Here is a 25,814-nt window from a genome sequence, read left to right as displayed (position 1 = left end):
TGCTTTTCGTATAATCCTTAGAAAGGAGGTGATCCAGCCGCACCTTCCGATACGGCTACCTTGTTACGACTTCACCCCAATCATCTGTCCCACCTTAGGCGGCTGGCTCCTTGCGGTTACCTCACCGACTTCGGGTGTTACAGACTCTCGTGGTGTGACGGGCGGTGTGTACAAGGCCCGGGAACGTATTCACCGCGGCATGCTGATCCGCGATTACTAGCGATTCCGGCTTCATGCAGGCGAGTTGCAGCCTGCAATCCGAACTGAGAATGGTTTTTTGGGATTGGCTCAGCCTCGCGGCATCGCAGCCCTTTGTACCATCCATTGTAGCACGTGTGTAGCCCAGGTCATAAGGGGCATGATGATTTGACGTCATCCCCACCTTCCTCCGGTTTGTCACCGGCAGTCACCTTAGAGTGCCCAACTGAATGCTGGCAACTAAGGTCAAGGGTTGCGCTCGTTGCGGGACTTAACCCAACATCTCACGACACGAGCTGACGACAACCATGCACCACCTGTCACTCTGTCCCCCGAAGGGGAACGTCCTGTCTCCAGGATTGTCAGAGGATGTCAAGACCTGGTAAGGTTCTTCGCGTTGCTTCGAATTAAACCACATGCTCCACCGCTTGTGCGGGCCCCCGTCAATTCCTTTGAGTTTCAGCCTTGCGGCCGTACTCCCCAGGCGGAGTGCTTAATGCGTTAGCTGCAGCACTAAAGGGCGGAAACCCTCTAACACTTAGCACTCATCGTTTACGGCGTGGACTACCAGGGTATCTAATCCTGTTCGCTCCCCACGCTTTCGCGCCTCAGCGTCAGTTACAGACCAGAGAGCCGCCTTCGCCACTGGTGTTCCTCCACATCTCTACGCATTTCACCGCTACACGTGGAATTCCGCTCTCCTCTTCTGCACTCAAGTTCCCCAGTTTCCAATGACCCTCCACGGTTGAGCCGTGGGCTTTCACATCAGACTTAAGGAACCGCCTGCGCGCGCTTTACGCCCAATAATTCCGGACAACGCTTGCCACCTACGTATTACCGCGGCTGCTGGCACGTAGTTAGCCGTGGCTTTCTGGTCAGGTACCGTCAAGGCACCGCCCTATTCGAACGGTACTTGTTCTTCCCTGACAACAGAGCTTTACGACCCGAAGGCCTTCTTCGCTCACGCGGCGTTGCTCCGTCAGACTTTCGTCCATTGCGGAAGATTCCCTACTGCTGCCTCCCGTAGGAGTCTGGGCCGTGTCTCAGTCCCAGTGTGGCCGATCACCCTCTCAGGTCGGCTACGCATCGTCGCCTTGGTGAGCCGTTACCTCACCAACTAGCTAATGCGCCGCGGGCCCATCTGTAAGTGATAGCCGAAGCCATCTTTCAGCTCTTTCCCATGCGGGAAAGAGGATTATCCGGTATTAGCTCCGGTTTCCCGAAGTTATCCCAGTCTTACAGGCAGGTTGCCCACGTGTTACTCACCCGTCCGCCGCTGACTTCAGGGAGCAAGCTCCCATCGGTCCGCTCGACTTGCATGTATTAGGCACGCCGCCAGCGTTCGTCCTGAGCCAGGATCAAACTCTCCAAAAAAGAGTAAGATATGCTCATAAATAATACAATTAACGCTATCCAGTTTCGGCTCCCAGCTTCTCGGCCGCTTCGCTTCTTCTGTCAAAGTCTTTAAGGACTTTTCCGCCAGAAGCTCCAGCTTCCTTCGAAGCTAACCGGTCGCCTCCACTTTTAAATGTTGACGCTTTTGTTTGTTCAGTTTTCAAGGAACAATTTAAGTTGTCGCTTTTAGGCGACTCTTTCAATATAACATTATCACATTGTTATGTCAACAACTTTTTTTGGTGGAGCCTAGCGGGATCGAACCGCTGACCTCCTGCGTGCAAAGCAGGCGCTCTCCCAGCTGAGCTAAGGCCCCTCATGTTTAAATGGTCGGGAAGACAGGATTCGAACCTGCGACCCCATGGTCCCAAACCATGTGCTCTACCAAGCTGAGCTACTTCCCGAATATAATGGCGCGCCCGACAGGAGTCGAACCCATAACCTTCTGATCCGTAGTCAGACGCTCTATCCAATTGAGCTACGGGCGCATTTCTTAAAATACTAAATGGTGCCGAGGACCGGAATCGAACCGGTACGGTAGTCACCTACCGCAGGATTTTAAGTCCTGTGCGTCTGCCAGTTCCGCCACCCCGGCATAGTGGAGCGGAAGACGGGACTCGAACCCGCGACCCCCACCTTGGCAAGGTGGTGTTCTACCACTGAACTACTTCCGCATACCATAATCTTAAGTGCGGGTGAAGGGAGTCGAACCCCCACGCCTTGCGGCGCCAGATCCTAAGTCTGGTGCGTCTGCCAATTCCGCCACACCCGCTAAATTTTAAATGGTGAGCCATGGAGGATTCGAACCTCCGACCCTCTGATTAAAAGTCAGATGCTCTACCGACTGAGCTAATGGCTCTTGTTTTTATTACACTACAAGTTTTTCTTCAATGTTTCTTCTTTAAAAACAAAATCTTCCCAATCTAAGACAATTCGAACGTAAATCAGGTGCCGGCGAGAGGAATCGAACCCCCAACCTACTGATTACGATTCAGTTGCTCTACCAATTGAGCTACACCGGCTTTATGTAACTTGTCCATAAAGCTGTAAAGTGGAGGATGACGGGATCGAACCGCCGACCCCCTGCTTGTAAGGCAGGTGCTCTCCCAGCTGAGCTAATCCTCCGTTTTAAAAAGCCTGGCAGCGTCCTACTCTCGCAGGGGCAATGCCCCAACTACCATCGGCGCTGAGAAGCTTAACTTCCGTGTTCGGTATGGGAACGGGTGTGACCTTCTCGCCATCGCCACCAGACCTATTCATTTGAGATTTCATTCTCTCAAAACTAGATAATGCATGAAGAAGTGAAGAACAATGAGTATCATTTGCGGACTTCTTCCGCTTTTTAATTTGGTTAAGCCCTCGATCGATTAGTATCTGTCAGCTCCACGTGTCGCCACGCTTCCACCTCAGACCTATCAACCTGATCATCTTTCAGGGATCTTACTAGCTTGACGCTATGGGAAATCTCATCTTGAGGGGGGCTTCATGCTTAGATGCTTTCAGCACTTATCCCGTCCGCACATAGCTACCCAGCTATGCCTTTGGCAAGACAACTGGTACACCAGCGGTGCGTCCATCCCGGTCCTCTCGTACTAAGGACAGCTCCTCTCAAATTTCCTGCGCCCGCGACGGATAGGGACCGAACTGTCTCACGACGTTCTGAACCCAGCTCGCGTACCGCTTTAATGGGCGAACAGCCCAACCCTTGGGACCGACTACAGCCCCAGGATGCGATGAGCCGACATCGAGGTGCCAAACCTCCCCGTCGATGTGGACTCTTGGGGGAGATAAGCCTGTTATCCCCGGGGTAGCTTTTATCCGTTGAGCGATGGCCCTTCCATGCGGAACCACCGGATCACTAAGCCCGACTTTCGTCCCTGCTCGACTTGTAGGTCTCGCAGTCAAGCTCCCTTATGCCTTTACACTCTGCGAATGATTTCCAACCATTCTGAGGGAACCTTTGGGCGCCTCCGTTACTTTTTAGGAGGCGACCGCCCCAGTCAAACTGCCCACCTGACACTGTCTCCCGCCCCGATCAGGGGCGCGGGTTAGAATTTCAATACAGCCAGGGTAGTATCCCACCGACGCCTCCACCGAAGCTGGCGCTCCGGCTTCTCAGGCTCCTACCTATCCTGTACAAGCTGTACCAAAATTCAATATCAGGCTGCAGTAAAGCTCCACGGGGTCTTTCCGTCCTGTCGCGGGTAACCTGCATCTTCACAGGTACTATAATTTCACCGAGTCTCTCGTTGAGACAGTGCCCAGATCGTTACGCCTTTCGTGCGGGTCGGAACTTACCCGACAAGGAATTTCGCTACCTTAGGACCGTTATAGTTACGGCCGCCGTTTACTGGGGCTTCGATTCAGAGCTTCGCTTTTAGCTAACCCCTCCTCTTAACCTTCCAGCACCGGGCAGGCGTCAGCCCCTATACTTCGCCTTGCGGCTTCGCAGAGACCTGTGTTTTTGCTAAACAGTCGCCTGGGCCTATTCACTGCGGCTTTTCCGGGCTATGCACCCAGAAAAGCACCCCTTCTCCCGAAGTTACGGGGTCATTTTGCCGAGTTCCTTAACGAGAGTTCTCTCGCTCACCTTAGGATTCTCTCCTCGCCTACCTGTGTCGGTTTGCGGTACGGGCACCTTTTTCCTCGCTAGAGGCTTTTCTTGGCAGTGTGGAATCAGGAACTTCGGTACTACATTTCCCTCGCCGTCACAGCTCCGCCTTCTGCTAACGGGATTTGCCTCGTTAGCGGCCTAACTGCTTGGACGCGCTAATCCAGCAGCGCGCTTGCCCTATCCTCCTGCGTCCCCCCATCGCTCAAACGGAAAAGAGGTGGTACAGGAATATCAACCTGTTGTCCATCGCCTACGCCTTTCGGCCTCGGCTTAGGTCCCGACTAACCCTGAGCGGACGAGCCTTCCTCAGGAAACCTTAGGCATTCGGTGGATGGGATTCTCACCCATCTTTCGCTACTCATACCGGCATTCTCACTTCTAAGCGCTCCACCAGTCCTTCCGGTCTAGCTTCAACGCCCTTAGAACGCTCTCCTACCGCGGACACCAAACGGTGTCCACCCACAGCTTCGGTGATACGTTTAGCCCCGGTACATTTTCGGCGCAGAGTCACTCGACCAGTGAGCTATTACGCACTCTTTAAATGGTGGCTGCTTCTAAGCCAACATCCTGGTTGTCTAAGCAACTCCACATCCTTTTCCACTTAACGTATACTTTGGGACCTTAGCTGGTGGTCTGGGCTGTTTCCCTTTTGACTACGGATCTTATCACTCGTAGTCTGACTCCCAAGGATAAGTCTTTGGCATTCGGAGTTTGTCTGAATTCGGTAACCCGATGAGGGCCCCTAGTCCAAACAGTGCTCTACCTCCAAGACTCTCACACTTGAGGCTAGCCCTAAAGCTATTTCGGAGAGAACCAGCTATCTCCAAGTTCGATTGGAATTTCTCCGCTACCCACACCTCATCCCCGCACTTTTCAACGTGCGTGGGTTCGGGCCTCCATCCAGTGTTACCTGGACTTCACCCTGGACATGGGTAGATCACCTGGTTTCGGGTCTACGACCACATACTCATTCGCCCTATTCAGACTCGCTTTCGCTGCGGCTCCATCTCTTCGACTTAACCTTGCATGTGATCGTAACTCGCCGGTTCATTCTACAAAAGGCACGCCATCACCCATGAATGGGCTCTGACTACTTGTAGGCACACGGTTTCAGGTTCTCTTTCACTCCCCTCCCGGGGTGCTTTTCACCTTTCCCTCACGGTACTGGTTCACTATCGGTCACTAGGGAGTATTTAGCCTTGGGAGATGGTCCTCCCTGCTTCCGACGGGATTTCACGTGTCCCGCCGTACTCAGGATCCACTCAGGAGGGAACGAAGTTTCGACTACAGGGTTATTACCTTCTCTGACGGGCCTTTCCAGACCTCTTCGTCTACTCCGTTCCTTTGTAACTCCATGTTGAGTGTCCTACAACCCCAGGAGGCAAGCCTCCTGGTTTGGGCTGTTCCCGTTTCGCTCGCCGCTACTCAGGGAATCGCGTTTGCTTTCTCTTCCTCCGGGTACTTAGATGTTTCAGTTCCCCGGGTCTGCCCTCCTAACCCTATGGATTCAGGCTAGGATCCTATCCCATTACGGATAGGGGGTTTCCCCATTCGGAAATCTCCGGATCAACGCTTACTTACAGCTCCCCGAAGCATATCGGTGTTAGTCCCGTCCTTCATCGGCTCCTAGTGCCAAGGCATCCACCGTGCGCCCTTTCTAACTTAACCTTCAAGGTTTGAAACCTAAAATGGCGATACTCGGTTCTTCTTTTGCCTTCTTCACATTATCTAGTTTTCAAAGAACAAAGTTCTGAGGAATTGCTCCCTCAAAACTAAACAAACAAAAGCGATCAACTATTCTGTTGTAATGTCTAGCTACGGCTCCTAGCCTCTCGAGTCGCTTCGCTTCTTCTGTCAAAGTCTTTTGGACTTTTCCGCCAGAAGCTCCAGCGCTTGTCGAGGCTAACCAGTCGCCTTCGCTTTTCGAATAATCCTTAGAAAGGAGGTGATCCAGCCGCACCTTCCGATACGGCTACCTTGTTACGACTTCACCCCAATCATCTGTCCCACCTTAGGCGGCTGGCTCCTTACGGTTACCTCACCGACTTCGGGTGTTACAGACTCTCGTGGTGTGACGGGCGGTGTGTACAAGGCCCGGGAACGTATTCACCGCGGCATGCTGATCCGCGATTACTAGCGATTCCGGCTTCATGCAGGCGAGTTGCAGCCTGCAATCCGAACTGAGAATGGTTTTTTGGGATTGGCTCAGCCTCGTGGCATCGCAGCCCTTTGTACCATCCATTGTAGCACGTGTGTAGCCCAGGTCATAAGGGGCATGATGATTTGACGTCATCCCCACCTTCCTCCGGTTTGTCACCGGCAGTCACCTTAGAGTGCCCAACTGAATGCTGGCAACTAAGGTCAAGGGTTGCGCTCGTTGCGGGACTTAACCCAACATCTCACGACACGAGCTGACGACAACCATGCACCACCTGTCACTCTGTCCCCCGAAGGGGAACGTCCTGTCTCCAGGATTGTCAGAGGATGTCAAGACCTGGTAAGGTTCTTCGCGTTGCTTCGAATTAAACCACATGCTCCACCGCTTGTGCGGGCCCCCGTCAATTCCTTTGAGTTTCAGCCTTGCGGCCGTACTCCCCAGGCGGAGTGCTTAATGCGTTAGCTGCAGCACTAAAGGGCGGAAACCCTCTAACACTTAGCACTCATCGTTTACGGCGTGGACTACCAGGGTATCTAATCCTGTTCGCTCCCCACGCTTTCGCGCCTCAGCGTCAGTTACAGACCAGAGAGCCGCCTTCGCCACTGGTGTTCCTCCACATCTCTACGCATTTCACCGCTACACGTGGAATTCCGCTCTCCTCTTCTGCACTCAAGTTCCCCAGTTTCCAATGACCCTCCACGGTTGAGCCGTGGGCTTTCACATCAGACTTAAGGAACCGCCTGCGCGCGCTTTACGCCCAATAATTCCGGACAACGCTTGCCACCTACGTATTACCGCGGCTGCTGGCACGTAGTTAGCCGTGGCTTTCTGGTCAGGTACCGTCAAGGCACCGCCCTATTCGAACGGTACTTGTTCTTCCCTGACAACAGAGCTTTACGACCCGAAGGCCTTCTTCGCTCACGCGGCGTTGCTCCGTCAGACTTTCGTCCATTGCGGAAGATTCCCTACTGCTGCCTCCCGTAGGAGTCTGGGCCGTGTCTCAGTCCCAGTGTGGCCGATCACCCTCTCAGGTCGGCTACGCATCGTCGCCTTGGTGAGCCGTTACCTCACCAACTAGCTAATGCGCCGCGGGCCCATCTGTAAGTGATAGCCGAAGCCATCTTTCAGCTCTTTCCCATGCGGGAAAGAGGATTATCCGGTATTAGCTCCGGTTTCCCGAAGTTATCCCAGTCTTACAGGCAGGTTGCCCACGTGTTACTCACCCGTCCGCCGCTGACTTCAGGGAGCAAGCTCCCATCGGTCCGCTCGACTTGCATGTATTAGGCACGCCGCCAGCGTTCGTCCTGAGCCAGGATCAAACTCTCCAAAAAAGAGTAAGATATGCTCATAAAAAATAGAATTAACGCTATCCAGTTTCGGCTTCCATCTTCTCGGTCATTTCGCTTCTTCTGTCAAAGTCTTTAAGGACTTTTCCGCCAGAAGCTCCAATGCCCTTCGAAGCTAACCAGTCGCCTCCACTTTTAAATGTTGACGCTTTTGTTTATTTAGTTTTCAAGAAACAATTCTTATCTGTCGCTCAGAAGCGACTTTTCTATATTACCAGGTGCGAATCACCTTGTCAATACTTTTTTGATTGCTTTCTTGCAGCAACAGATAATAATATAGCACCATTATTAATTTGTTGCAATACATTTATTAATAATTTTTTACGAGAAATGTTAAAAATAATATTTCCACTAATCGCTTAATTATAACCGATTTTTTTGACTAACTCTCATATAAAAAAGCAAAGCGACTTAAAGCCGCATTGCTTCTTTATTGAAGATTAACGATGGCGCATTAACGGGAATAACAGAACATCTCGAATAGAAGGAGAATTTGTCAGCAACATGACAAGTCTGTCAATACCGATTCCTAAACCTCCTGTTGGCGGCATTCCATATTCAAGTGCTTCAATGAAATCATCATCCATCATGTGAGCTTCATCATTCCCCTGCTCTCGTTCTTTAAGCTGAGCTTCAAAGCGTTCACGCTGATCAATTGGATCGTTTAATTCAGTAAACGCATTTGCGTGCTCACGACCGACAATAAATAATTCAAAACGGTCTGTGAAGCGAGGGTCTTCATCATTCTTTTTAGCCAAAGGCGAAATTTCAACCGGATGGCCGTAAATAAATGTTGGCTGAATTAATTTATCTTCTACTTTTTGCTCAAAAAATTCATTAACGATATGGCCGAACAGCATATTATCGTTAATTTCAACATTATGCTCTTTAGCAAGCGCACGGGCTTCTTCGGTGCTCATCTCTTTCCAGAAGTCTACACCCGTATACTCTTTAATTGCATCAACCATGTGGAGTCGTTTCCATTCCGGTTTTAGATCCACTTCATGTTCGCCATATTGGATGGTTGTTGTTCCAAGCACTTCTTGCGCGATATGAGAAATTAAGTTTTCAGTTAATTTCATGATGTCACGGTAATCTGCATACGCTTCATAAAGTTCAATCATTGTGAATTCTGGATTATGGCGGGTTGATACCCCTTCATTCCGGAATACACGACCAATTTCATATACCTTTTCAAGGCCACCCACGATTAAACGTTTTAGATGAAGTTCGATGGCAATACGCATATATAAAGGCATATCAAGAGCATTATGATGGGTAATAAACGGACGAGCAGATGCTCCCCCTGCTATCGCATGCATCATTGGCGTTTCCACTTCTAAATAGCCGTGATCATCTAAATAACGGCGCATGGATTGGATAATCCGGCTTCGAGTAATAAATGTGTCCTTGCTTTCGTTGTTCATGATTAAATCTAAATAACGTTGACGGTAACGCTGTTCCACGTCTTTTAATCCATGGAATTTTTCCGGAAGCGGACGAAGAGACTTTGTTAGAAGAATGAATGATTCTACTTTTACAGAAAGTTCGCCAACTTTTGTTTTAAAAAGGGTCCCTGTTACACCTACAATATCACCGAGGTCAGCCATATTAAAGATTTCATATTGTTCTTCACCAACAGTATCGAGGCGGACATAAATTTGAATTTGGCCAGTTAAGTCCTGAATATGGGCAAACCCGGCTTTCCCTTTTCCACGCTTTGTCATGATGCGGCCGGCTATCGTAACAGAAATGTTTTTTGCTTCAATTTCTTCTTTTTCAAGATCACCATATGCTTTTATCAGTTCTTGAGCATGATGAGTTCTTTCAAACCTTTTACCGAAAGGGTCAAGACCTTTTTCGCGAAGCTGGTTCATTTTGTCTCTTCTTACTTTTAATTGGTCATTTAATTCTTCATGACTCACAATCAATCAACTCCAATATAAAAACTTTATGTAAAGCATCGTAATTGCTAATTGGCATGCATACTATATTATTTTACACAATCTTATACAATCAGACATCATAAAAGTAATAAATAGAATAAAAACTGCCAGTTCATCACTGGCAGCTTCTAATCATAACACAAGTATTATAGAAAAAGAACCTATTTATGTCAAATCTTACACAGCCTGTGATTGACTTTGTTCTTTTTGTTCAACTTCTTCGACGAAGTTATATAACAACGTAACAAGTTCATCACGAGTATTGCATTCATTAATTGCATTTCTGACCTTTGCATTTCCGCGGATTCCTTTAAGGTACCATGCAGCATGTTTTCTCATTTCCCGAACAGCAATATTTTCATTTTTCAAGGCAATTAAGCGGTCTAAATGCAGAATGCACACATCAATTTTTTCACGAGCCGATGGCTCTCCCAACAGTTCGCCGGTCTCAAGATATTTAACTGTGCGGTAAATCATCCATGGATTACCAAGTGCAGCACGACCGATCATAACACCGTCCACTCCGGTTTCATCAAGCATCCGCTTTGCATCTTGGGGAGTCTCTACATCACCGTTTCCGATAACAGGGATGTTAACAGATTGCTTCACTTCACGGATAATATCCCAGTTTGCCTTCCCTTCATACATTTGGTAACGAGTGCGTCCATGGATGGCTACCGCGCTTCCGCCGGCTCGTTCTACAGCCTGCGCATTTTGAACAGCATAAATATGTTCTTCATCCCAGCCAATGCGCATTTTTACAGTAACTGGTTTTTCTACTGCATCGACTACTGCTGCAACCATATCATAAATTTTATTCGGATCCAGAAGCCACTTTGCTCCGGCATCAACTTTTGTAATTTTCGGTACCGGACAACCCATATTAATATCAATAATATCAGCATTCGTATTTTTATCAACAAACTTTGCAGCTTCGACCAATGACTCTTTTTCGCCTCCAAAAATTTGCAGGCTCAACGGTTTTTCGCGTTCATCGATATAAAGCATGTTCAATGTTTTTTCGTTCTTGTAAACGATCCCTTTATCACTGACCATTTCCGCGTATACAAGTCCTGCTCCGAACTCTTTTACAGTCAAGCGGAACGCAGAGTTGCAAACACCGGCCATTGGTGCAAGGACAACCGGGTTTTTCATTTCAATGTCGCCGATTTTCAGCATATTGTACCTCCTTTTTTACTAAGGTGAAGGGTCTATATCATTTTCCTCAGGCGGAATTAATTCATCAATATGAATATTTAACAAAGCAGCAACTTGCTCGAGGAAATCCTTTGAAGGCATTCGATTTCCTCTTTCCACTTCTCCCAATATGGAAACGGAAACACCAAGCTCCTTAGCAAAACCTTCTTGTGTATAACCCTTTAATTTTCGAAAAGCGCGAATACGTCTTCCCCATTTTTCTGCTTCCATATTCGAACTCCTTCTTTATTAGCGATTGTTTCTAACAAAGGATCAAAAGGCTTCTTCATCACCGGAAGCGTGCTGTTTCTGATTTCCATTAAAGGAATCATGACAAATGCTCTTTCTTTCATCCGAGGATGAGGAACTGTTAAATTCTCTGTTTCAATATTTTCGTTATTGTATAAAAGAATGTCAAGATCTATCGTCCGCGGGCCCCACTTTATTTCCCTTTTCCTTCCAAGCTTTTGTTCAATATCAAGACAAGTATCCAATAATTCAAAGGGTCCTAGAGATGTATTTACTTTAATTACCATATTCAAAAATTTATCCTGATCTTCATAGCCGACTGGATCGGTTTCATAAATAGAAGAAGTGCTTACCACTTTAATTTCATCAAAGCTATCTAATTCCAAAACAGCTTTTTTTAAATATGTGTACCTGTCCTCAATATTCGAACCAAGAGCAATAAACGCACTATTTTTCACAAACTATCTTCTCCTTGTAATCTCTACTGCCACAGATCGGTAATGGCCAGGAATGGGCGGGTCCGGTTTCGTCACTTTTACCGTGCATAATTCTACCGTTTCAAAATCATGAAGAATTTTCGAAGCGATTTTTTCTGCAACTGCTTCCACAAGCTTTAATGGTTTTCCTTCAACCACTTCCCGACAGGCTTCATATAACTCTCCATAGTTGACCGAGTCTTCTAGGTTATCACTCTCTCCCGCTTTTTTCAGATCAAGCTCAACTGTCAAATCAACAATGAATCGCTGGCCAAGTTTTGTTTCTTCCGGAAAGACCCCATGATAGCCATAGAAGGTCATTTGATTTAACATAATTTTGTCCATTAAATTTCTCCCTTTCCAATAAGGACATCCATCATTTTGGCAACTCGGCTCATTTCTTTTACATCATGAACACGAATGATTTGGCAGCCTTTCTGAATTCCGTAGCAGACTGTTGCTGCTGTGCCTTCTACCCGTTCCGTTACCGGAAGGTCCAATACGCGGCCGATCATCGATTTTCGAGATGTTCCTAATAGTACCGGATAGCCGAGTGCAACCAATTTGTCTAAGTTTCTCATCATTTCAATGTTGAGCGTCAGATCTTTTGCAAACCCGATGCCGGGGTCTAAAATAATCATATCATCTTTCACTCCGGCATTTTTGACTAATGTAATGCTCTCATACAAATCATTAATCACATCCCGAAAGAAGACGCTATAATCTTGGTTGTTTCGATTATGCATAAGAATAATTGGAACTTGAAGATCAGCCGCAACGGCAGCCATTTCCTGATCTGCTTTTGCACCCCATACATCATTAATAATATGAGCACCAGCCTTAATCGCTTGTCTTGCCACTTCTGCTTTATAAGTATCGATTGAAATCGGCACTTTTACTTTCGATGCAACCGCTTCAATGACAGGAATAACCCTCTCCAATTCAACATCCAGCGGTACTGGCTCATGCCCAGGGCGCGTTGATTCTCCTCCGATATCAATAATATCTGCGCCATTCTCGACCATTTCAAGCGCATGTTCAACTGCTGATTCCAGCCGATTATATTTTCCGCCATCCGAAAATGAATCAGGTGTAATATTTAAAATCCCCATGATAATCGTCTTTTTTCCATAATCCAATCTGTAAGGGCCTGCTTGAATAATTTGCTTATTTACCACGATTTATGCCTCCTAAACGATTTCGTTTCTGCTCCATAAAGTCATACAGTATTTGCGGAATTCACGATGCAGCATCCGAACTGTTTTCCCTTCCAGCCCAGCCATTTGCTTTTTATGAAAGTTCGAGACCGGAACCACTTCTTGTATCGAATTTGTTAAAAAGATTTCTTCCGCATTTTCGATATCTTCCGGCCTATAAAAACCTTCCTGTATTTCAAATCCCCACTTTTCGGCGAGCTTCATGACAAACTGCCGGGTGACTCCATTTAAAATTCCCGTTTTGACAGAAGGCGTGTACAACGTTTTTCTCTTCACCCAAAAAATATTAGAAACGATTCCTTCAGCCAAAAATCCTTCTTCTGTTAGAAAAATTCCTTCACAGCCAGGATTGTTGCCAATTTCACGTTTGGCTAAAAAATTATTAAGAAAATGGTGTGATTTTAAGCGAAAATCGGTCTCAGGCGTATTTCTTTTTATATTTAAGATGGAAATTTCTTTCTCTACTAATTCCCCTGCTGATGGAAGGGGTTTTGAAAAAATAATCACATTTGGTCTTTCATACGGGTCTGTTTGCAAACCAACCTCTCCATTGCCCGCTGAAACATTAAGCCTTATGTATGCGTTTTTCCAACCGTTCTTTTCCATTAAGGTTGTTAATATCTCTACTATTTCACTTCGACTATACTTCGCACTAATGTTGATTGTTTTTAAACCACTGTTTAGGCGCTCGAGGTGATCATCTAGCAAAAAAGGATGTCCGTCATAGATTCGAAAAGTTTCAAATAATCCGAGCCCGTATAAAAACCCGTGGTCAAAGGGCGAGATTGTTGCCTCATTTTCCTTCACAAATTTACCATTTATATAAATGTACATTGTTATTACCTTCCCGTACTTTTCAAACCATCTATTTGTTGATTAGCATGATAATATTCCAAGAAATTCCTTAACAGCTGTTTCCCGGCTGTTGTCATAATCGATTCAGGATGAAATTGGACACCTTCAACCGGCAAATATTTGTGCCTTAGTGCCATAATCTCTCCTTCTTCCGTCCATGCAGAAACCTCAAAACAATCAGGAAGAGTTTCTCTTTTTACAATTAATGAATGATATCTCGTTGCTGGAAATGGATTTGGCAAATTCTTAAAAATTGTTTTTCCATCATGAAAAATAAGTGAAGTTTTTCCGTGCATGAGACGTCCCGCTTGAACCACCTCACCATGAAAAACTTGTGCGATCGACTGGTGTCCGAGACAGACGCCAAAAACCGGCAGCTTTCCGGCAAAATAACGAATCGCTTCCATGCTGATTCCTGCTTCGTTCGGGCTGCACGGACCCGGTGAAATCATAAGATAATTTGGGCGTAATTGTGCAATTTCATCGACCGTGACTTGGTCATTGCGCTTAACAAGTAAATGCTGTCCGAATTCTCCTAAATACTGAACAAGATTGTAGGTAAACGAATCATAATTATCAATCATGAAAATCATCAATCTCACCTTTTGCCGCTTCTGCCTTCTCTTTTGCTTTCCAAAGAGCAATCGCTTTTTTTAACGATTCTTTATACTCATATTTCGGGTTTGAATCAATGACAATCCCCGCACCAGACTGAACATGTGCCATCCCGTCTTTCACAATCATTGTCCTGATCATAATATTTAATTCAAGATCTCCGTTAAAGCCGATCCAACCAAGAGAACCTGTATAAGGGCCTCTTCGTACCGGCTCTAATTCTTCAATAATTTCCATTGTTCGCACTTTCGGGGCTCCTGTAATCGTCCCGCCAGGAAATACAGCATCAATTAAATCAAATTCATTTTTATTATCAGCAAGCTCACCTCTTACGTTTGAAACAATGTGCATGACATGGGAATATTTTTCAATTACCATAAATTCGTTCACTTCGACTGTTCCGTACTTGCACACTCTCCCTAAATCATTTCTTTCTAGATCAACGAGCATAACGTGTTCAGCCCGTTCTTTTTCATTTTCGATCAGTTCATTTGCGAGCCTTTGATCTTCTTGATCGTCTTTACCGCGGGAACGAGTTCCGGCGATCGGTCGGGTACTAACTTCTCTTCCCTTCTTTTTCACTAACAGTTCCGGCGAGCCGCTCACTAACTGAAATTCGGGTACGTGAAAATATCCCATATAAGGCGATGGATTCAAAACTCGCAGCTGTTTATATACACTTAATGCAGGGATTTCGATTGGTTTCGACTGACGAACCGACAAATTCACCTGGAAAACATCACCCATGGCAATGTATTGCTGCACCTTCTCCACGGCCTCTTTAAATTCCTTTTCGGTTAATGATACTTCAAAATGATCATCACATATGTTGCTGACTGTTCCAAAATCCTCTTTTTGTGAAATGAGCCATTTCCGTTCCCAGTATTTTGCCGTTTCTTCAGCCTCCTTCAATTCCTTTTCTTCATACAAAAACATGAGCCACAATACTTTTTCTTTATGATCATATACAAACCATTCTTTACATAACAAAAAATAGATGTCCGGAAGCAGCAAATCATCCCGAGAACGATTTGGCAGCCGTTCAATATGACGGCAATAATCATAGCTTATGTATCCAATGACTCCACCCTGAAAATCCGGGAGATCCGCTCGTTTTTCAACATTATAAGTTTTCAGCCAATTTTTTAGGAGATGAAGAGGATTTCCTGTAAGAATATCTGTCTTTTCTTTACTGATAATTTTAAGATGGGAGCCTTTCCCCTCCATGACGATGTCCGGCTGCAATCCCGCAATACTATATCTGCCTCCTCTTCCGCTTTCGAGAAAAACATGATGAGACTGCTCTTTTGATAATAAACAATATTGTTTAAAAAAACGGGAGTGAGAGTATGGAATCTTTTTACTATAGATCTTAAGTTGCTTCACTAAAAAAAGTACCCCCTAAAAAGAATTCTCTTCTCCTATCATACATGAACTAGATTTTCTTATAAGTATTTTTTCATAGAAAACTTTCATGAGTATTTACTCCCAACCCTAACACGGAAATAGATTTCATTTTAAAACATAACCAACATAATAAGGCGGTGTGAGCGAAGCCAAACTCAAAAAATTTACAAAACTAAACCTGAATCTTGCTAAAAATAGGTTGGCAATTCTAATTTTGTTAGCGCAGCTCCGCCCCTTTTCCACAGAAAAAAAGGCATGGCTCCTTGCCAATGCCTCAAAAATTTATTCAAATTGGTATAAAGGTGTGCTCAAGTAGCGTTCCCCGTTGCTCGGAATAATTGCTAATACTTTCTTTCCTTTTCCAAGCTTTTTCGCTACTTCTAGTGCAGCATAGATGGCAGCCCCTGAGGAAATTCCGCCCAGAATGCCTTCTTCTTTCGCCGCTCGTCTAGCATATTCAAATGCTTGATCATTTGTTACTTGAATGACTTCATCATAAATTTCTGTATCAAGGATATCCGGAACAAATCCTGCTCCAATTCCCTGGATTTTATGCGGCCCCGGTTTTCCTCCGGATAATACTGGAGAATCCGCTGGTTCGACTGCATAAATTTTAATGTCCGGGTATTTTTCACGAAGAACCTGGCCTGCACCTGTAATCGTTCCGCCTGTTCCGATTCCGGCTACAAACGCATCAAGCTGATCGCCCATTTGTTCAACAATTTCTTTTCCGGTTGTTTTCCGGTGAATTTCCGGGTTTGCTTCGTTTTTGAATTGCTGAGGCATAAAATAACCATGTTCTTTTACCAGTTCTTCCGCTTTTTGAATCGCTCCTTTCATTCCATCCGGTCCTGGAGTCAACACTAATTCTGCACCATACGCACGCAATAGATTACGGCGTTCCATACTCATTGTTTCTGGCATCACGATTACCGTTTTATATCCTTTTGCAGCCGCGATCATTGCCAGTCCAATTCCGGTATTTCCGCTTGTAGGTTCTATGATTGTATCCCCTGGTTTCAATACTCCTTTTTTTTCAGCATCCTCGATCATCGCTAATGCAATCCGGTCTTTCACGCTGCTTCCCGGATTAAAATATTCAAGTTTTAAGTATACTTCTGCGCTATTCTCATCAATCAAACGATTTAATTTAACAATAGGTGTTTGTCCTACAAGTTCAGCAATTGAGTTTGCCACACGCACCATATTCCCACTCCCTAATCCGAGTATTTTTATTGGTTTTATTAAAATTTACCAATCATTTTGTTCGATGTCAATCATTTTTGAATAATTGATATTATTATACTCATTTGGGTTAGAAAAAAAGCAAAGGATTTCCGTGCTTTTATCATTCTTTTTCTCCCTTGCCGTAAAACCAATCAACCTTTGCTTCCTTCCAAAACGTTTGGGCAGAAACAGGGACATCCATTTGCTCTAAAGCAATTTGGCGGCGAATTTGACCTTTCACTTCTTTATAAGAATATTTCTTTCCCGGCACCTTTTCATGGAGAAAAACAATGGTGTAGCCCTTTTCAGTTTTAATAGGCTTGCTCCATTTTCCAGGCTTGAGCTCTTTTAATTTATTAAATACCGATGCAGGTATTCTTTCATCTTCTTCGCTCACAAATCCAAGGTCTCCTCCTTGATTCGCTGTAAATTCATCAATGGACCGCTCCATTGCCAATGCCTGAAAATTTGAACCTTGTTCTAATTCCCGCAAAGTTTGTTCTGCATCCTTTTTCGATTTTGTAACGATTTGCGATATATGATAAGAATCCGGGATATCGAATAAACTTTTATTTTGCTCGTAATAGGATTTCAGTTCTTCTTCCTTTATCACTACGTCTCTTGTCAACAGCTCCTCAAGAAGAATATTGTCTTTGATTTGCTGTTTCCACTTTTCTTCATTTCCATTTTGTTGGCCATATGTTCCATAACGGGTTTTCATCATCTTTAATTCCCGGTTGACATCTTGTTCCGAAACTTTAATGTGATACTTTTTAGCCATCTGTTCAACTACTTTTTGGTCAACAAGATCTTTTAATGTATCTTTCCCGTACCTTGCTTCCAATTCATTTAGCCACTCTTGCCTCGAAATAGAATCGTTTCCTACTGTTGCAACCGTTTCTCCATTACTTGAAGCCCATTCTGGTTTGGATAAAAAGAAAATGATCGTAAAACAATTTAGAGCAACAAGACCGGCAATGACCATCCAAAGTTGTTTCTTCCCCAACTTTTGTTCCCCCATAGTTATTGGTTATTTCGCTTCTTCCCTCAGTTCTTCTAATTCCTCTTTCGAGTACACATAAATATTATTGCAAAAATGGCACTGCGCTTCAGCTTTTCCTTCATTTTCAATCATATCAGTAATTTCTTCTTGGCCAAGGCTAATAATCGCATTCCCAAATCTCTCTTTTGAACAATTACATGTAAAGGATACAGGCAGCGTTTCAAGGATTTTTACATTTTCTTCTCCTAATAGTTCATACAATATCTCTTCAGGAGTTAAGCCTTTTTCAATTAGTTTTGATACTGGTGGAATTTCTTTTAACCGATTTTCAATCCTTGTAATAATTTGATCATCTGTTCCTGGCATAAGCTGCAAAACAAACCCGCCTGAAGCTAAAATAGTATTATCCGGATTGACAAGCACGCCAACACCAACAGAAGATGGGACTTGTTCTGAGGAAGCAAAGTAATAAGTAAAATCTTCACCTAACTCTCCTGAAACAATGGGAACTTGTCCTGTAAAATAATCACGCATGCCAATATCTTTAACAACCGTAAGAGTCCCTTCCGTTCCAACAGCTCTTCTTACATCAAGCTTGCCGTGTTCATTCAAATCAAAATGGACTTGGGGATTCGTTACATAACCGCGCACTTCTCCCTTTGCGTTGCTGTCAACTAAAATAGCTCCGATTGGTCCGCCACCCTCAATTTTTATCGTAAGTTTTTCTTCACCTTTTAACATTGCCCCCATCATCACACCGGCTGTCATCGCTCTACCCAATGCTGCAGATGCTGTAGGCCAAGTTCCATGGCGTCTTTGTGCCTCTCCTACCGTTTCTGTACTTCTAACTGCATACGCTCTTATCTGTCCGTTAAACGCCAGAGCCTTTACTAAATAATCATTCATTGAAATACTCCTTTCTCGTTTTTCACCTATTAACCACACTAAAAGCGCCTTTTTTAAATTATTTTTCCGTTTCCATATTTCTTTTATAAATTAGCCGCAGCCCTTTTAAGGTTAAAAACGGATCAACAATATCAATTATATCCGACTCTGATGCTATTAAAGGAGCAAGCCCTCCTGTCGCGATAACAGTAGGATCCTGTTTACTTTGAGCTTTCATTCTTTTTACAATCCCCTCAACCTGGCCAACATATCCGTATAAAATACCTGCTTGCATAGCTGCAACTGTATTTTTCCCGATAATGTTATCAGGGCGGGCAATTTCAATTCTAGGAAGTTTTGCCGCTCTTGAGTAAAGGGCTTCTGTCGAAATGTTAATCCCAGGGGCGATCGCACCGCCCATATATTGCTTTTTCTCATTAATATAACAATATGTTGTGGCTGTTCCAAAATCGGCGATTATTAACGGGCTTCCATATTCATGAATGGCGGCTACCGCATTGACAATTCGGTCCGCTCCAACTTCACGTGGGTTTTCATATTTAATGTTTAAGCCCGTTTTAATTCCCGGTCCTACTACAAGTGGTTTTATATGAAAATATTTTTGACACATTGTTTCAAGAGCGAACATGATCGGCGGCACAACAGAAGAAATAATAATGCCGTTAATTTGTGAAAACGAAAGATTTACATGCTCAAATAACGATTTTATGATCATTCCGTATTCATCTTCTGTTTTATATCGGTCTGTCTCTATCCGCCAATGGTGTTTTAATTCATCGCCATCGTATACCCCTAACACAATATTTGTGTTTCCTACATCAAATACAAAAATCAACCAACTCACCACTTTATTGAATTAATAATTGTGTCACACTGCCAACATATCATAACACAATAAATAGTTATACGTGTAATCGAAAGCCTAAAAGGGTTTATTTAATACGGCAAAAAAGGATGCCCATTTACAAGGCATCCTTATTTTTGTTTTCTCCATCTACGCAAAGGATTATAAATTTCTTAAGAATTCCGGCGATCGTCATCAATTTTCCGCTTATCATCAGAATGAAATCCGGTTTTATGTGCATCCTTCAATCCGCCTTCACCATTTGCCGGTGATTCTTCGTCTTTTTTAATATTAATATTTACCTTTACATCGTCTGCATCATTATTAGCACGATCTGGGAGTTTGCCATGATCAACAAGGTGTTTGATTTGCTCTGCATCTAGCGTTTCCACTTCTAACAACGTATTAGCTATAAGGTCAAGCTTTTCACGGTTTTCTGTTAAAATTTTTCTTGCTCTTTCATAACATTCTTTAATAATACGTTGAATTTCTAAATCAATCTCATAAGCAATTGCATCCGAATAGTTTTGCTCACTATGGATATCTCTTCCAAGGAACACCTGGCCTTGAGATTGTCCAAACTGCAGAGGACCGAGCTTATCACTCATCCCGAACTCAGTAACCATTCTACGCGCAATGCCCGTCGCACGCTGGAAGTCATTATGTGCACCAGTGCTGACTTCACCAAACACAATTTCTTCTGCTACACGGCCGCCTAAAAGACCAGTAATTTTATCAAGCAATTCGGGTTTTGTCATAAAATAGCGATCTTCTTTTGGAAGCATTACCGCATATCCGCCTGCTTGGCCACGCGGGACAATCGTTACTTTATGAACCATTTCAGCTTCATCCAGCATTAAACCGATGACAGTATGGCCAGCTTCGTGGAAAGCAACAATTTTTCTTTCTTTTTCAGAGATAACACGGCTCTTTTTCGCAGGGCCGGCAATAACTCGATCAGTCGCTTCATCAATGTCAGACATATCAATTTTTTTCTTATTCTGGCGAGCTGCTACTAGGGCAGCTTCGTTGAGCAAGTTTTCAAGGTCCGCACCAGAAAACCCTGGAGTCCGCATCGCGATGCTCTTTAAATTGACAGACTCATCAAGAGGCTTATTTCGAGCATGTACTCTAAGAACCGCTTCACGTCCTTTTACATCCGGACGGTCTACTGTAATCTGGCGGTCAAAACGCCCTGGACGCAGTAAAGCAGGGTCTAAAATATCCGGGCGGTTAGTCGCCGCGATTATAATTATACCCTCATTCGCTCCAAATCCGTCCATTTCAACAAGCAATTGGTTCAAAGTCTGTTCGCGCTCATCATGGCCTCCACCAAGTCCAGCTCCGCGCTGACGGCCGACTGCATCAATTTCGTCAATAAAGATAATACATGGCGCATTCTTCTTCGCAGTTTCAAATAAATCACGGACACGAGAAGCACCAACACCGACGAACATTTCAACGAAGTCAGAACCGCTGATTGAGAAGAACGGAACACCGGCTTCTCCGGCAACTGCACGTGCAAGCAATGTCTTACCTGTACCTGGAGGGCCCACTAAAAGAACGCCTTTCGGGATGCGTGCACCAAGTTCTGAAAATTTGCGAGGATCTTTTAGGAATTCAACAACTTCAACAAGTTCTTGCTTTTCTTCATCTGCACCCGCAACATCTCTAAAACGCACCTTTTTCTTATCTTCGTTATAAAGCTTCGCTTTGCTTTTTCCAAAGTTCATGACACGGCTGCCGCCGCCCTGACCCTGGTTTAATAAGAAGAAGAAAAGAATAAAGATGATAATAAACGGAATGATGGAAGTAAAAAATGTTACCCAGCCGCTTGTTTCCTTAGCAGGCAATATCTCAACTTTTGCTTCTTGAGCTGCCTTGTCGATGCGGTCGAGTAATTTATCGCTATTCCACACATAAGTTAAAAAATATTTATCTGCATCATAACCCTTTAATTTGCCGCGTACTTCGTATACACCTCGTTCAGGCTGCATGGAAATCGATTTAATGTCTCCGTTTTCCAAATGCTTGAGGAATTGATCATAGGATATATGTTCTCTCGGCTGGTTGTTGCCGTTAAAGAAGCTAACAACGCCAATAATGACTAAAAATATCAATAAATAAAAGATGGTATTACGGAAGATCCGATTCATCCCTTACCTCCTCCCACGGTAAACAAACTATATTAAATAGTATCATAGAAAATCATGCCAACACAAGGAATAAGACTTGTTGGAAAGTCTATATTGCATCGAAGAAATCAGTTTTTTTCATATTCTTTACTTAACCATTATTTCTATATACTTCCGGTTTTAACACTCCAATATATGGAAGGTTTCTATATTTTTCGGCGTAATCTAATCCGTACCCTACAACAAATTCATCTGGAACAATAAACCCGACATAGTCAGCTTGAATATCGGCTTTTCTTCCTGTAGGCTTGTCAAGAAGCGTAACGATCTTAATTGATTTTGCTTTCCGGTAGCGGAAAAGCTCAACAAGATAGCTAAGCGTTAAGCCGCTGTCGATAATATCCTCAATGATTAAAATATCCCGTCCTTCAACAGAAGTATCTAAATCCTTCAAAATTTTGACTTCCCCTGAGGATACAGTGGAGTTCCCGTAACTGGATACGTCCATGAAATCCATTTCAAGATATGTATCAATTCGCTTCAGAAGATCTGCCATAAAAGGCATTGCTCCTTTCAGCACCCCAATTGCTAACGGAAAACGGCCGTCATATTCCGCAGTTAGTTCAGCCGCTAATTCCTTAATTTTTTCTTGAATTTCTTCTTCTGTAATTAAAACTTTTTCAATGTCATTTTTCATGGAATGTGCGCCCCCTAGAAGTATCATTGCTTTGTGTATGTTAGTTTTATGTAACTGCTGTTTTCATTTTCATTAAAAATAAGATTGGATTTTTTCAGACCCGGAAGCCAGAGGATAGTACCGTTCTGATCTGTCACTACCGGCCACTCATCTCTTTCCAGCAATGGAATTTTACAGTCAATAAAAATATCTTTTATCTTTTTTGATCCCTTCATACCCTTTATCGTCATTCTATCGCCATTTTTCCTCGATCTTATAATCAATGGAAGCGGAACCTCTTTTGCATTAAAAACGAAACAATTCTTATCTGTATCAACAAAACCTTTGTCAATATATTCCATTGTTATTTTCCAGCCATTAGGCAGCAAAACTGTACCGGGATCAGCAATCTCAAATCGAAAAGACTTCCTTTGGCTTATCCCAAATTGAAAATGGCATTGATTATAAGAACGTATAACGGTTAAATTATTTGGGAAATCAAGCGTTCCGGAAGGATGAGAACTGCTTAATAAAGAAAATACGTGATCAATATGTACCGCGGAAAGAGAAACAGGTATTTCCTTATAAAGATAGTATAATATTAGTTGAATCCCTCTCCTTTGTAAAGGCATCGGCATTGACCGGAATGCATCAATATCGATCGTCACCCGGTCTTGTTCTTTATTCATGATTACTGTATTCATTTTTTCGACAGTTAATTCCTGCAGATACTTTTCATCGCATTCTAAATCCTCGCTAAAACGCTGAAAATGCTCATGTACTTGCGGGTTTTCTGATTTTAAAAATGGGAGCAAATGATGACGGAACCGATTTCTGACATAAATATTTTTTTCATTGCTCGGATCCAATCTTGGCTCCAAACCATGCCGCTTGCAATATTCTTCGATGTCCTGCCTGCTTATTCCAAGAAATGGTCGAATAATCTTGCCATCATGAAAAGCTCTTTGGAAAGAGATCCCAGCTCTTGCTGTTCCTGAGCTGCCCCTTGTCAGCCTCATTAAGATGGTTTCAATCTGATCATCCCCATGGTGGCCAAGAGCTAAATATCGCAGACCATGTTTTTTCATTATCTTTTTAAAGAAATTGTAGCGGCAGTCACGGGCTGCGGCCTGAGGGCTTTTTCCTGATTTTTTGATATATTCAGGTACATTTATTCGGGACATTTCAAACAGGATCCCTCTTTTCTCGCAAAAATCCTTTACAAACAATGCATCTTCGTACGATTCATCGCCCCGAAACATATGATCAACGTGCCCCGCTACAATTTGAAGGTTCCGTTCATCTTTAAGTCTCCATAAATAGTGGAGCAATGCCAACGAATCCGGTCCCCCCGAAACTCCCACTAATATACCTTTATTGGCAAGATTCATATTATGGCGTTTAAGAAAGGCATCAACTTTTTGTTCTAACATGTCGTTTTCTTCCTTAAAAGTTTAGTTAAATTTTTTCTGGCAATTTGAAAGATATTCATTTTCTTAATAAATACAGCTTTGATTAGCTTACCATTTATATCGTTTTAATTTCAAAAATCTTGGTTTTCATTGATATTCTTTTATTACGAATCAGATAAAAAAGGGTTTCATTTTCCCTGAAAGAAATGCTTAAAAAATTTGCCCAAATATATATAAAATGTAGAGCAGTGAAATAACAAAAACAATTAGAATCGTTTCAACAAATCTGCTGCGTTTTTTTTGCTTTTTCATGGTACGCCGGCTGTTTTGTTGTGGATAATGCCGTCGCCCGGAAGCAGATACTGGCTGTCTTTCATCACGTTTTGATCTTCCAACTCCCATCACTTTTAACAAATCAATACGCATTTCCTCTGCAGTCAAATATTGTCCTTTAAGTGCTCTTAAAATGATGTCTTCATATTTATGTAATTCTTGTTTTTTCCGAATTGCAGCCCTAAGCTGTTGGAGTCCGCCAGATTGTTTCATAAACCGTTTAGGATAAGCTATATTCATTAAAATCATGCCCACTGCAAATAAATCATATTGGGGATCAGCTTTTCTCGTACCAAGACCCCAATAGCCTCTGTCATAAAATTCGGTAAACTCTTTTATGGCCCTTCCATGAACCGTTGTTCCTCCAACATCAATACAGCGAATTTTCGGCGGCGGTCCAGTCACAATAAGATTATCGGGTTTCAAATCTCCAAACACCCATCCGTTGTTATGCAATTTCCCTAGATCAGACAGAAGCTGAAGAATTAAGATGCTTATCCACGATTGCCCTTTCGTTTGAATGAACGTAAGCAAATCAGGCCCATGAATATATTCCATTGCATAAAAAGAGATTTTTCCGCTTTTCGTTTCCCAGTCATCGACATCCAGTAAAGAAGGTCCAAGGGCAGATCCCTGGACCTTTGCAAAAGATTTTAAGACATTTCCCTCGGATATAATCGACATTCCATTGTCACTCAATTTTAAAGCCACATGTTTATTACCGGCTTTCGCTAAAAAAACAGTCCCGTTAGCGCCATATCCCAATTCTTTTACAATCGTATAACGATTCCTGTGCCATTTCCCTTCAATAATCGTACCTGGGACTACTTTAAATCGATTCTTCAAAGAATTGTTCATCATCACTAGAAAGCAAACTCCTTAACGAACGTTTTTTCTTAAAGGCACTTAACGCTTCACGGATTGCCGGTCCAGTAGGTGTAATCCCTCCGGTTGTTAACTTTGGGAAAATACTTGTCAAAGATTCGAGCTTTGGAGTCCAATCAAGCAATTTTTCGACATCATTTTTTTTCCCGGGAAATATTAATAATGAATACCGGTTATCCCCCAAACGGGCATTCAGGCTTAGAGACAAGTCAAGCAAAGCCTCTTTTACTGTAGGAAGTTTATGTTTCATACTCGCACTTGTATCGACAAGAATCAACAATTCCAATTCAACTGTTTCACCTAGCTCATCCACCACTTCCATTACTTCGCCTCTTTTTTCGGGAGGCAGATCTTCTATTGTTTGAGATCCTCCAAGAATTTGTTGAAGTTCACGATTTACAACACCTTGAAGTGTTTGTGTCATTGCTTTTCTTGTAACCATTTGAACGGTCTGTGAAAGCTGCTGGGCATACACAACCTGGCTGACGCCCCCGCCAGATAAAGCGATATTCTCTATTTCCATCATTCCCCGTTCGTCAATCACATCATGCTCCATAACTCCAATAACATTCACGCTTATTCCCTGTTCACGGGCTAATGCTGCCATCGCAACAGGATCATCCCCATGATTTGAACATCCATCCGTTATCAGTAAGATTTGCCTTAACGTCCCTGCTTTCATTAGGCTTCCCTCCGTTTTAAAAGATGTTACCATTTTCG

Annotated in this window: 19 protein-coding genes, 9 tRNA genes and 4 rRNA genes; all 32 read right to left on the bottom strand. The window is 43.6% G+C overall.

Translation table 11 applies throughout. The features are described from left to right. Positions 1 to 21 precede the first annotated feature (21 nt). A 16S ribosomal RNA gene (locus BMMGA3_RS00530) occupies positions 22 to 1,572 on the bottom strand. A gap of 35 nt (positions 1,573 to 1,607) precedes the next feature. Then, the gene (locus BMMGA3_RS17695; RefSeq protein ID WP_185762553.1) at positions 1,608 to 1,796 is read right to left on the bottom strand and encodes a hypothetical protein; all 189 of its coding nucleotides are present in this window, start codon (positions 1,794 to 1,796) and stop codon (positions 1,608 to 1,610) included. Between the two features lie 37 nt (positions 1,797 to 1,833). Next, positions 1,834 to 1,909, bottom strand: a tRNA-Ala gene (locus BMMGA3_RS00525). A gap of 11 nt (positions 1,910 to 1,920) precedes the next feature. Then, positions 1,921 to 1,997 (bottom strand) — tRNA-Pro (locus BMMGA3_RS00520). A gap of 7 nt (positions 1,998 to 2,004) precedes the next feature. Then, positions 2,005 to 2,081: transfer RNA gene (locus tag BMMGA3_RS00515), tRNA-Arg, on the bottom strand. A gap of 18 nt (positions 2,082 to 2,099) precedes the next feature. After that, positions 2,100 to 2,188, bottom strand: a tRNA-Leu gene (locus BMMGA3_RS00510). A gap of 4 nt (positions 2,189 to 2,192) precedes the next feature. Further along, positions 2,193 to 2,267, bottom strand: a tRNA-Gly gene (locus BMMGA3_RS00505). Positions 2,268 to 2,283: 16 nt separating this feature from the next. Continuing rightward, a tRNA-Leu gene (locus BMMGA3_RS00500) sits at positions 2,284 to 2,365 on the bottom strand. 11 nt (positions 2,366 to 2,376) lie between these two features. Then, positions 2,377 to 2,452 (bottom strand) — tRNA-Lys (locus BMMGA3_RS00495). Positions 2,453 to 2,542: 90 nt separating this feature from the next. Further along, a tRNA-Thr gene (locus BMMGA3_RS00490) sits at positions 2,543 to 2,615 on the bottom strand. 30 nt (positions 2,616 to 2,645) lie between these two features. Continuing rightward, positions 2,646 to 2,718, bottom strand: a tRNA-Val gene (locus BMMGA3_RS00485). A 10-nt stretch (positions 2,719 to 2,728) separates the two neighbouring features. Continuing rightward, positions 2,729 to 2,844: ribosomal RNA gene (rrf, locus tag BMMGA3_RS00480) — 5S ribosomal RNA — on the bottom strand. A gap of 96 nt (positions 2,845 to 2,940) precedes the next feature. Next, positions 2,941 to 5,875, bottom strand: a 23S ribosomal RNA gene (locus BMMGA3_RS00475). A gap of 270 nt (positions 5,876 to 6,145) precedes the next feature. Further along, positions 6,146 to 7,696 (bottom strand): 16S ribosomal RNA (locus tag BMMGA3_RS00465). The 16S, 23S and 5S rRNA genes sit together here with 9 tRNA genes alongside, the layout of an rRNA operon. Positions 7,697 to 8,151: 455 nt before the next feature. Then, positions 8,152 to 9,636: a lysine--tRNA ligase gene (gene lysS / locus BMMGA3_RS00460; protein ID WP_003347213.1), complete on the bottom strand. Its 1,485-nt coding sequence runs from the start codon at positions 9,634 to 9,636 to the stop codon at positions 8,152 to 8,154. A 198-nt stretch (positions 9,637 to 9,834) separates the two neighbouring features. After that, the gene (gene dusB, locus BMMGA3_RS00455) at positions 9,835 to 10,836 is read right to left on the bottom strand and encodes a tRNA dihydrouridine synthase DusB (protein ID WP_003347211.1); all 1,002 of its coding nucleotides are present in this window, start codon (positions 10,834 to 10,836) and stop codon (positions 9,835 to 9,837) included. Between the two features lie 18 nt (positions 10,837 to 10,854). Next, complete coding sequence (locus tag BMMGA3_RS00450) at positions 10,855 to 11,085, bottom strand: helix-turn-helix domain-containing protein (protein WP_003347209.1); 231 nt, start codon at positions 11,083 to 11,085, stop codon at positions 10,855 to 10,857. Next, on the bottom strand, positions 11,037 to 11,561 hold the full coding sequence (gene folK / locus BMMGA3_RS00445) for a 2-amino-4-hydroxy-6-hydroxymethyldihydropteridine diphosphokinase (protein ID WP_003347206.1): 525 nt from the start codon (positions 11,559 to 11,561) through the stop codon (positions 11,037 to 11,039). Before folK ends, BMMGA3_RS00450 begins: the two co-directional genes overlap by 49 nt. Positions 11,562 to 11,564: 3 nt before the next feature. After that, positions 11,565 to 11,924, bottom strand: coding sequence for a dihydroneopterin aldolase (gene folB / locus BMMGA3_RS00440; RefSeq protein ID WP_003347205.1), 360 nt, complete (start codon positions 11,922 to 11,924; stop codon positions 11,565 to 11,567). Next, positions 11,924 to 12,757, bottom strand: a complete 834-nt coding sequence (gene folP, locus BMMGA3_RS00435) for a dihydropteroate synthase (RefSeq protein WP_003347203.1) — start codon at positions 12,755 to 12,757, stop codon at positions 11,924 to 11,926. Before folP ends, folB begins: the two co-directional genes overlap by 1 nt. Before the next feature lie 12 nt (positions 12,758 to 12,769). Then, entirely contained in the window at positions 12,770 to 13,630 is an 861-nt protein-coding gene (pabC, locus tag BMMGA3_RS00430) for an aminodeoxychorismate lyase (RefSeq protein ID WP_003347201.1), read from the bottom strand. Positions 13,631 to 13,635: 5 nt separating this feature from the next. After that, positions 13,636 to 14,244 carry an aminodeoxychorismate/anthranilate synthase component II gene (gene pabA, locus BMMGA3_RS00425; RefSeq protein WP_003347199.1) on the bottom strand — a complete coding sequence of 203 codons (609 nt, stop codon included), beginning with the start codon at positions 14,242 to 14,244 and terminating at the stop codon, positions 13,636 to 13,638. Then, positions 14,228 to 15,652, bottom strand: a complete 1,425-nt coding sequence (locus BMMGA3_RS00420) for an anthranilate synthase component I family protein (RefSeq protein WP_003347197.1) — start codon at positions 15,650 to 15,652, stop codon at positions 14,228 to 14,230. The genes pabA and BMMGA3_RS00420 overlap by 17 nt, the downstream gene beginning before the upstream one ends. A gap of 303 nt (positions 15,653 to 15,955) precedes the next feature. Further along, complete coding sequence (gene cysK, locus BMMGA3_RS00415) at positions 15,956 to 16,879, bottom strand: cysteine synthase A (protein WP_003347195.1); 924 nt, start codon at positions 16,877 to 16,879, stop codon at positions 15,956 to 15,958. Between the two features lie 142 nt (positions 16,880 to 17,021). Then, on the bottom strand, positions 17,022 to 17,906 hold the full coding sequence (locus BMMGA3_RS00410; RefSeq protein WP_003347193.1) for a peptidyl-prolyl cis-trans isomerase: 885 nt from the start codon (positions 17,904 to 17,906) through the stop codon (positions 17,022 to 17,024). Between the two features lie 24 nt (positions 17,907 to 17,930). Then, positions 17,931 to 18,809: an Hsp33 family molecular chaperone HslO gene (hslO, locus tag BMMGA3_RS00405; RefSeq protein WP_003347192.1), complete on the bottom strand. Its 879-nt coding sequence runs from the start codon at positions 18,807 to 18,809 to the stop codon at positions 17,931 to 17,933. 58 nt (positions 18,810 to 18,867) lie between these two features. Continuing rightward, a complete protein-coding gene (locus BMMGA3_RS00400) occupies positions 18,868 to 19,644 on the bottom strand; it encodes a type III pantothenate kinase (protein WP_003347190.1) in 777 nt (258 codons plus the stop codon). Between the two features lie 182 nt (positions 19,645 to 19,826). After that, complete coding sequence (gene ftsH, locus BMMGA3_RS00395; RefSeq protein ID WP_003347188.1) at positions 19,827 to 21,809, bottom strand: ATP-dependent zinc metalloprotease FtsH; 1,983 nt, start codon at positions 21,807 to 21,809, stop codon at positions 19,827 to 19,829. A gap of 130 nt (positions 21,810 to 21,939) precedes the next feature. After that, positions 21,940 to 22,485 carry a hypoxanthine phosphoribosyltransferase gene (hpt, locus tag BMMGA3_RS00390; protein WP_003347186.1) on the bottom strand — a complete coding sequence of 182 codons (546 nt, stop codon included), beginning with the start codon at positions 22,483 to 22,485 and terminating at the stop codon, positions 21,940 to 21,942. Positions 22,486 to 22,508: 23 nt separating this feature from the next. Continuing rightward, the gene (gene tilS, locus BMMGA3_RS00385; protein WP_003347184.1) at positions 22,509 to 23,897 is read right to left on the bottom strand and encodes a tRNA lysidine(34) synthetase TilS; all 1,389 of its coding nucleotides are present in this window, start codon (positions 23,895 to 23,897) and stop codon (positions 22,509 to 22,511) included. Positions 23,898 to 24,086: 189 nt separating this feature from the next. Next, on the bottom strand, positions 24,087 to 25,070 hold the full coding sequence (locus BMMGA3_RS00380; protein ID WP_003347182.1) for a protein kinase domain-containing protein: 984 nt from the start codon (positions 25,068 to 25,070) through the stop codon (positions 24,087 to 24,089). Further along, a complete protein-coding gene (locus tag BMMGA3_RS00375; RefSeq protein ID WP_081485652.1) occupies positions 25,039 to 25,809 on the bottom strand; it encodes a VWA domain-containing protein in 771 nt (256 codons plus the stop codon). Before BMMGA3_RS00375 ends, BMMGA3_RS00380 begins: the two co-directional genes overlap by 32 nt. Between the last annotated feature and the right edge of the window lie 5 nt (positions 25,810 to 25,814).

Source organism: Bacillus methanolicus MGA3 (assembly GCF_000724485.1).
In the GTDB taxonomy this organism is placed as follows: Bacteria; Bacillota; Bacilli; order Bacillales; family Cytobacillaceae; genus Bacillus_Z; species Bacillus_Z methanolicus_A.
Note: the sequence above shows the minus strand (reverse complement) of the source record. Positions and strands in the feature narration are given on the sequence as shown.

Coding starts and splice junctions, on each gene's coding strand:
- dusB (WP_003347211.1), bottom strand. CDS start 10,836: ATGCTGAAAATCGGCGACATTGAAATGAAAAACCCGGTTGTCCTTGCA.
- BMMGA3_RS00450 (WP_003347209.1), bottom strand. CDS start 11,085: ATGGAAGCAGAAAAATGGGGAAGACGTATTCGCGCTTTTCGAAAATTA.
- folB (WP_003347205.1), bottom strand. CDS start 11,924: ATGGACAAAATTATGTTAAATCAAATGACCTTCTATGGCTATCATGGG.
- pabC (WP_003347201.1), bottom strand. CDS start 13,630: ATGTACATTTATATAAATGGTAAATTTGTGAAGGAAAATGAGGCAACA.
- pabA (WP_003347199.1), bottom strand. CDS start 14,244: ATGATTTTCATGATTGATAATTATGATTCGTTTACCTACAATCTTGTT.
- cysK (WP_003347195.1), bottom strand. CDS start 16,879: ATGGTGCGTGTGGCAAACTCAATTGCTGAACTTGTAGGACAAACACCT.
- hslO (WP_003347192.1), bottom strand. CDS start 18,809: ATGAATGATTATTTAGTAAAGGCTCTGGCGTTTAACGGACAGATAAGA.
- ftsH (WP_003347188.1), bottom strand. CDS start 21,809: ATGAATCGGATCTTCCGTAATACCATCTTTTATTTATTGATATTTTTA.
- hpt (WP_003347186.1), bottom strand. CDS start 22,485: ATGAAAAATGACATTGAAAAAGTTTTAATTACAGAAGAAGAAATTCAA.
- tilS (WP_003347184.1), bottom strand. CDS start 23,897: ATGTTAGAACAAAAAGTTGATGCCTTTCTTAAACGCCATAATATGAAT.
- BMMGA3_RS00380 (WP_003347182.1), bottom strand. CDS start 25,070: ATGATGAACAATTCTTTGAAGAATCGATTTAAAGTAGTCCCAGGTACG.
- BMMGA3_RS00375 (WP_081485652.1), bottom strand. CDS start 25,809: ATGGTAACATCTTTTAAAACGGAGGGAAGCCTAATGAAAGCAGGGACG.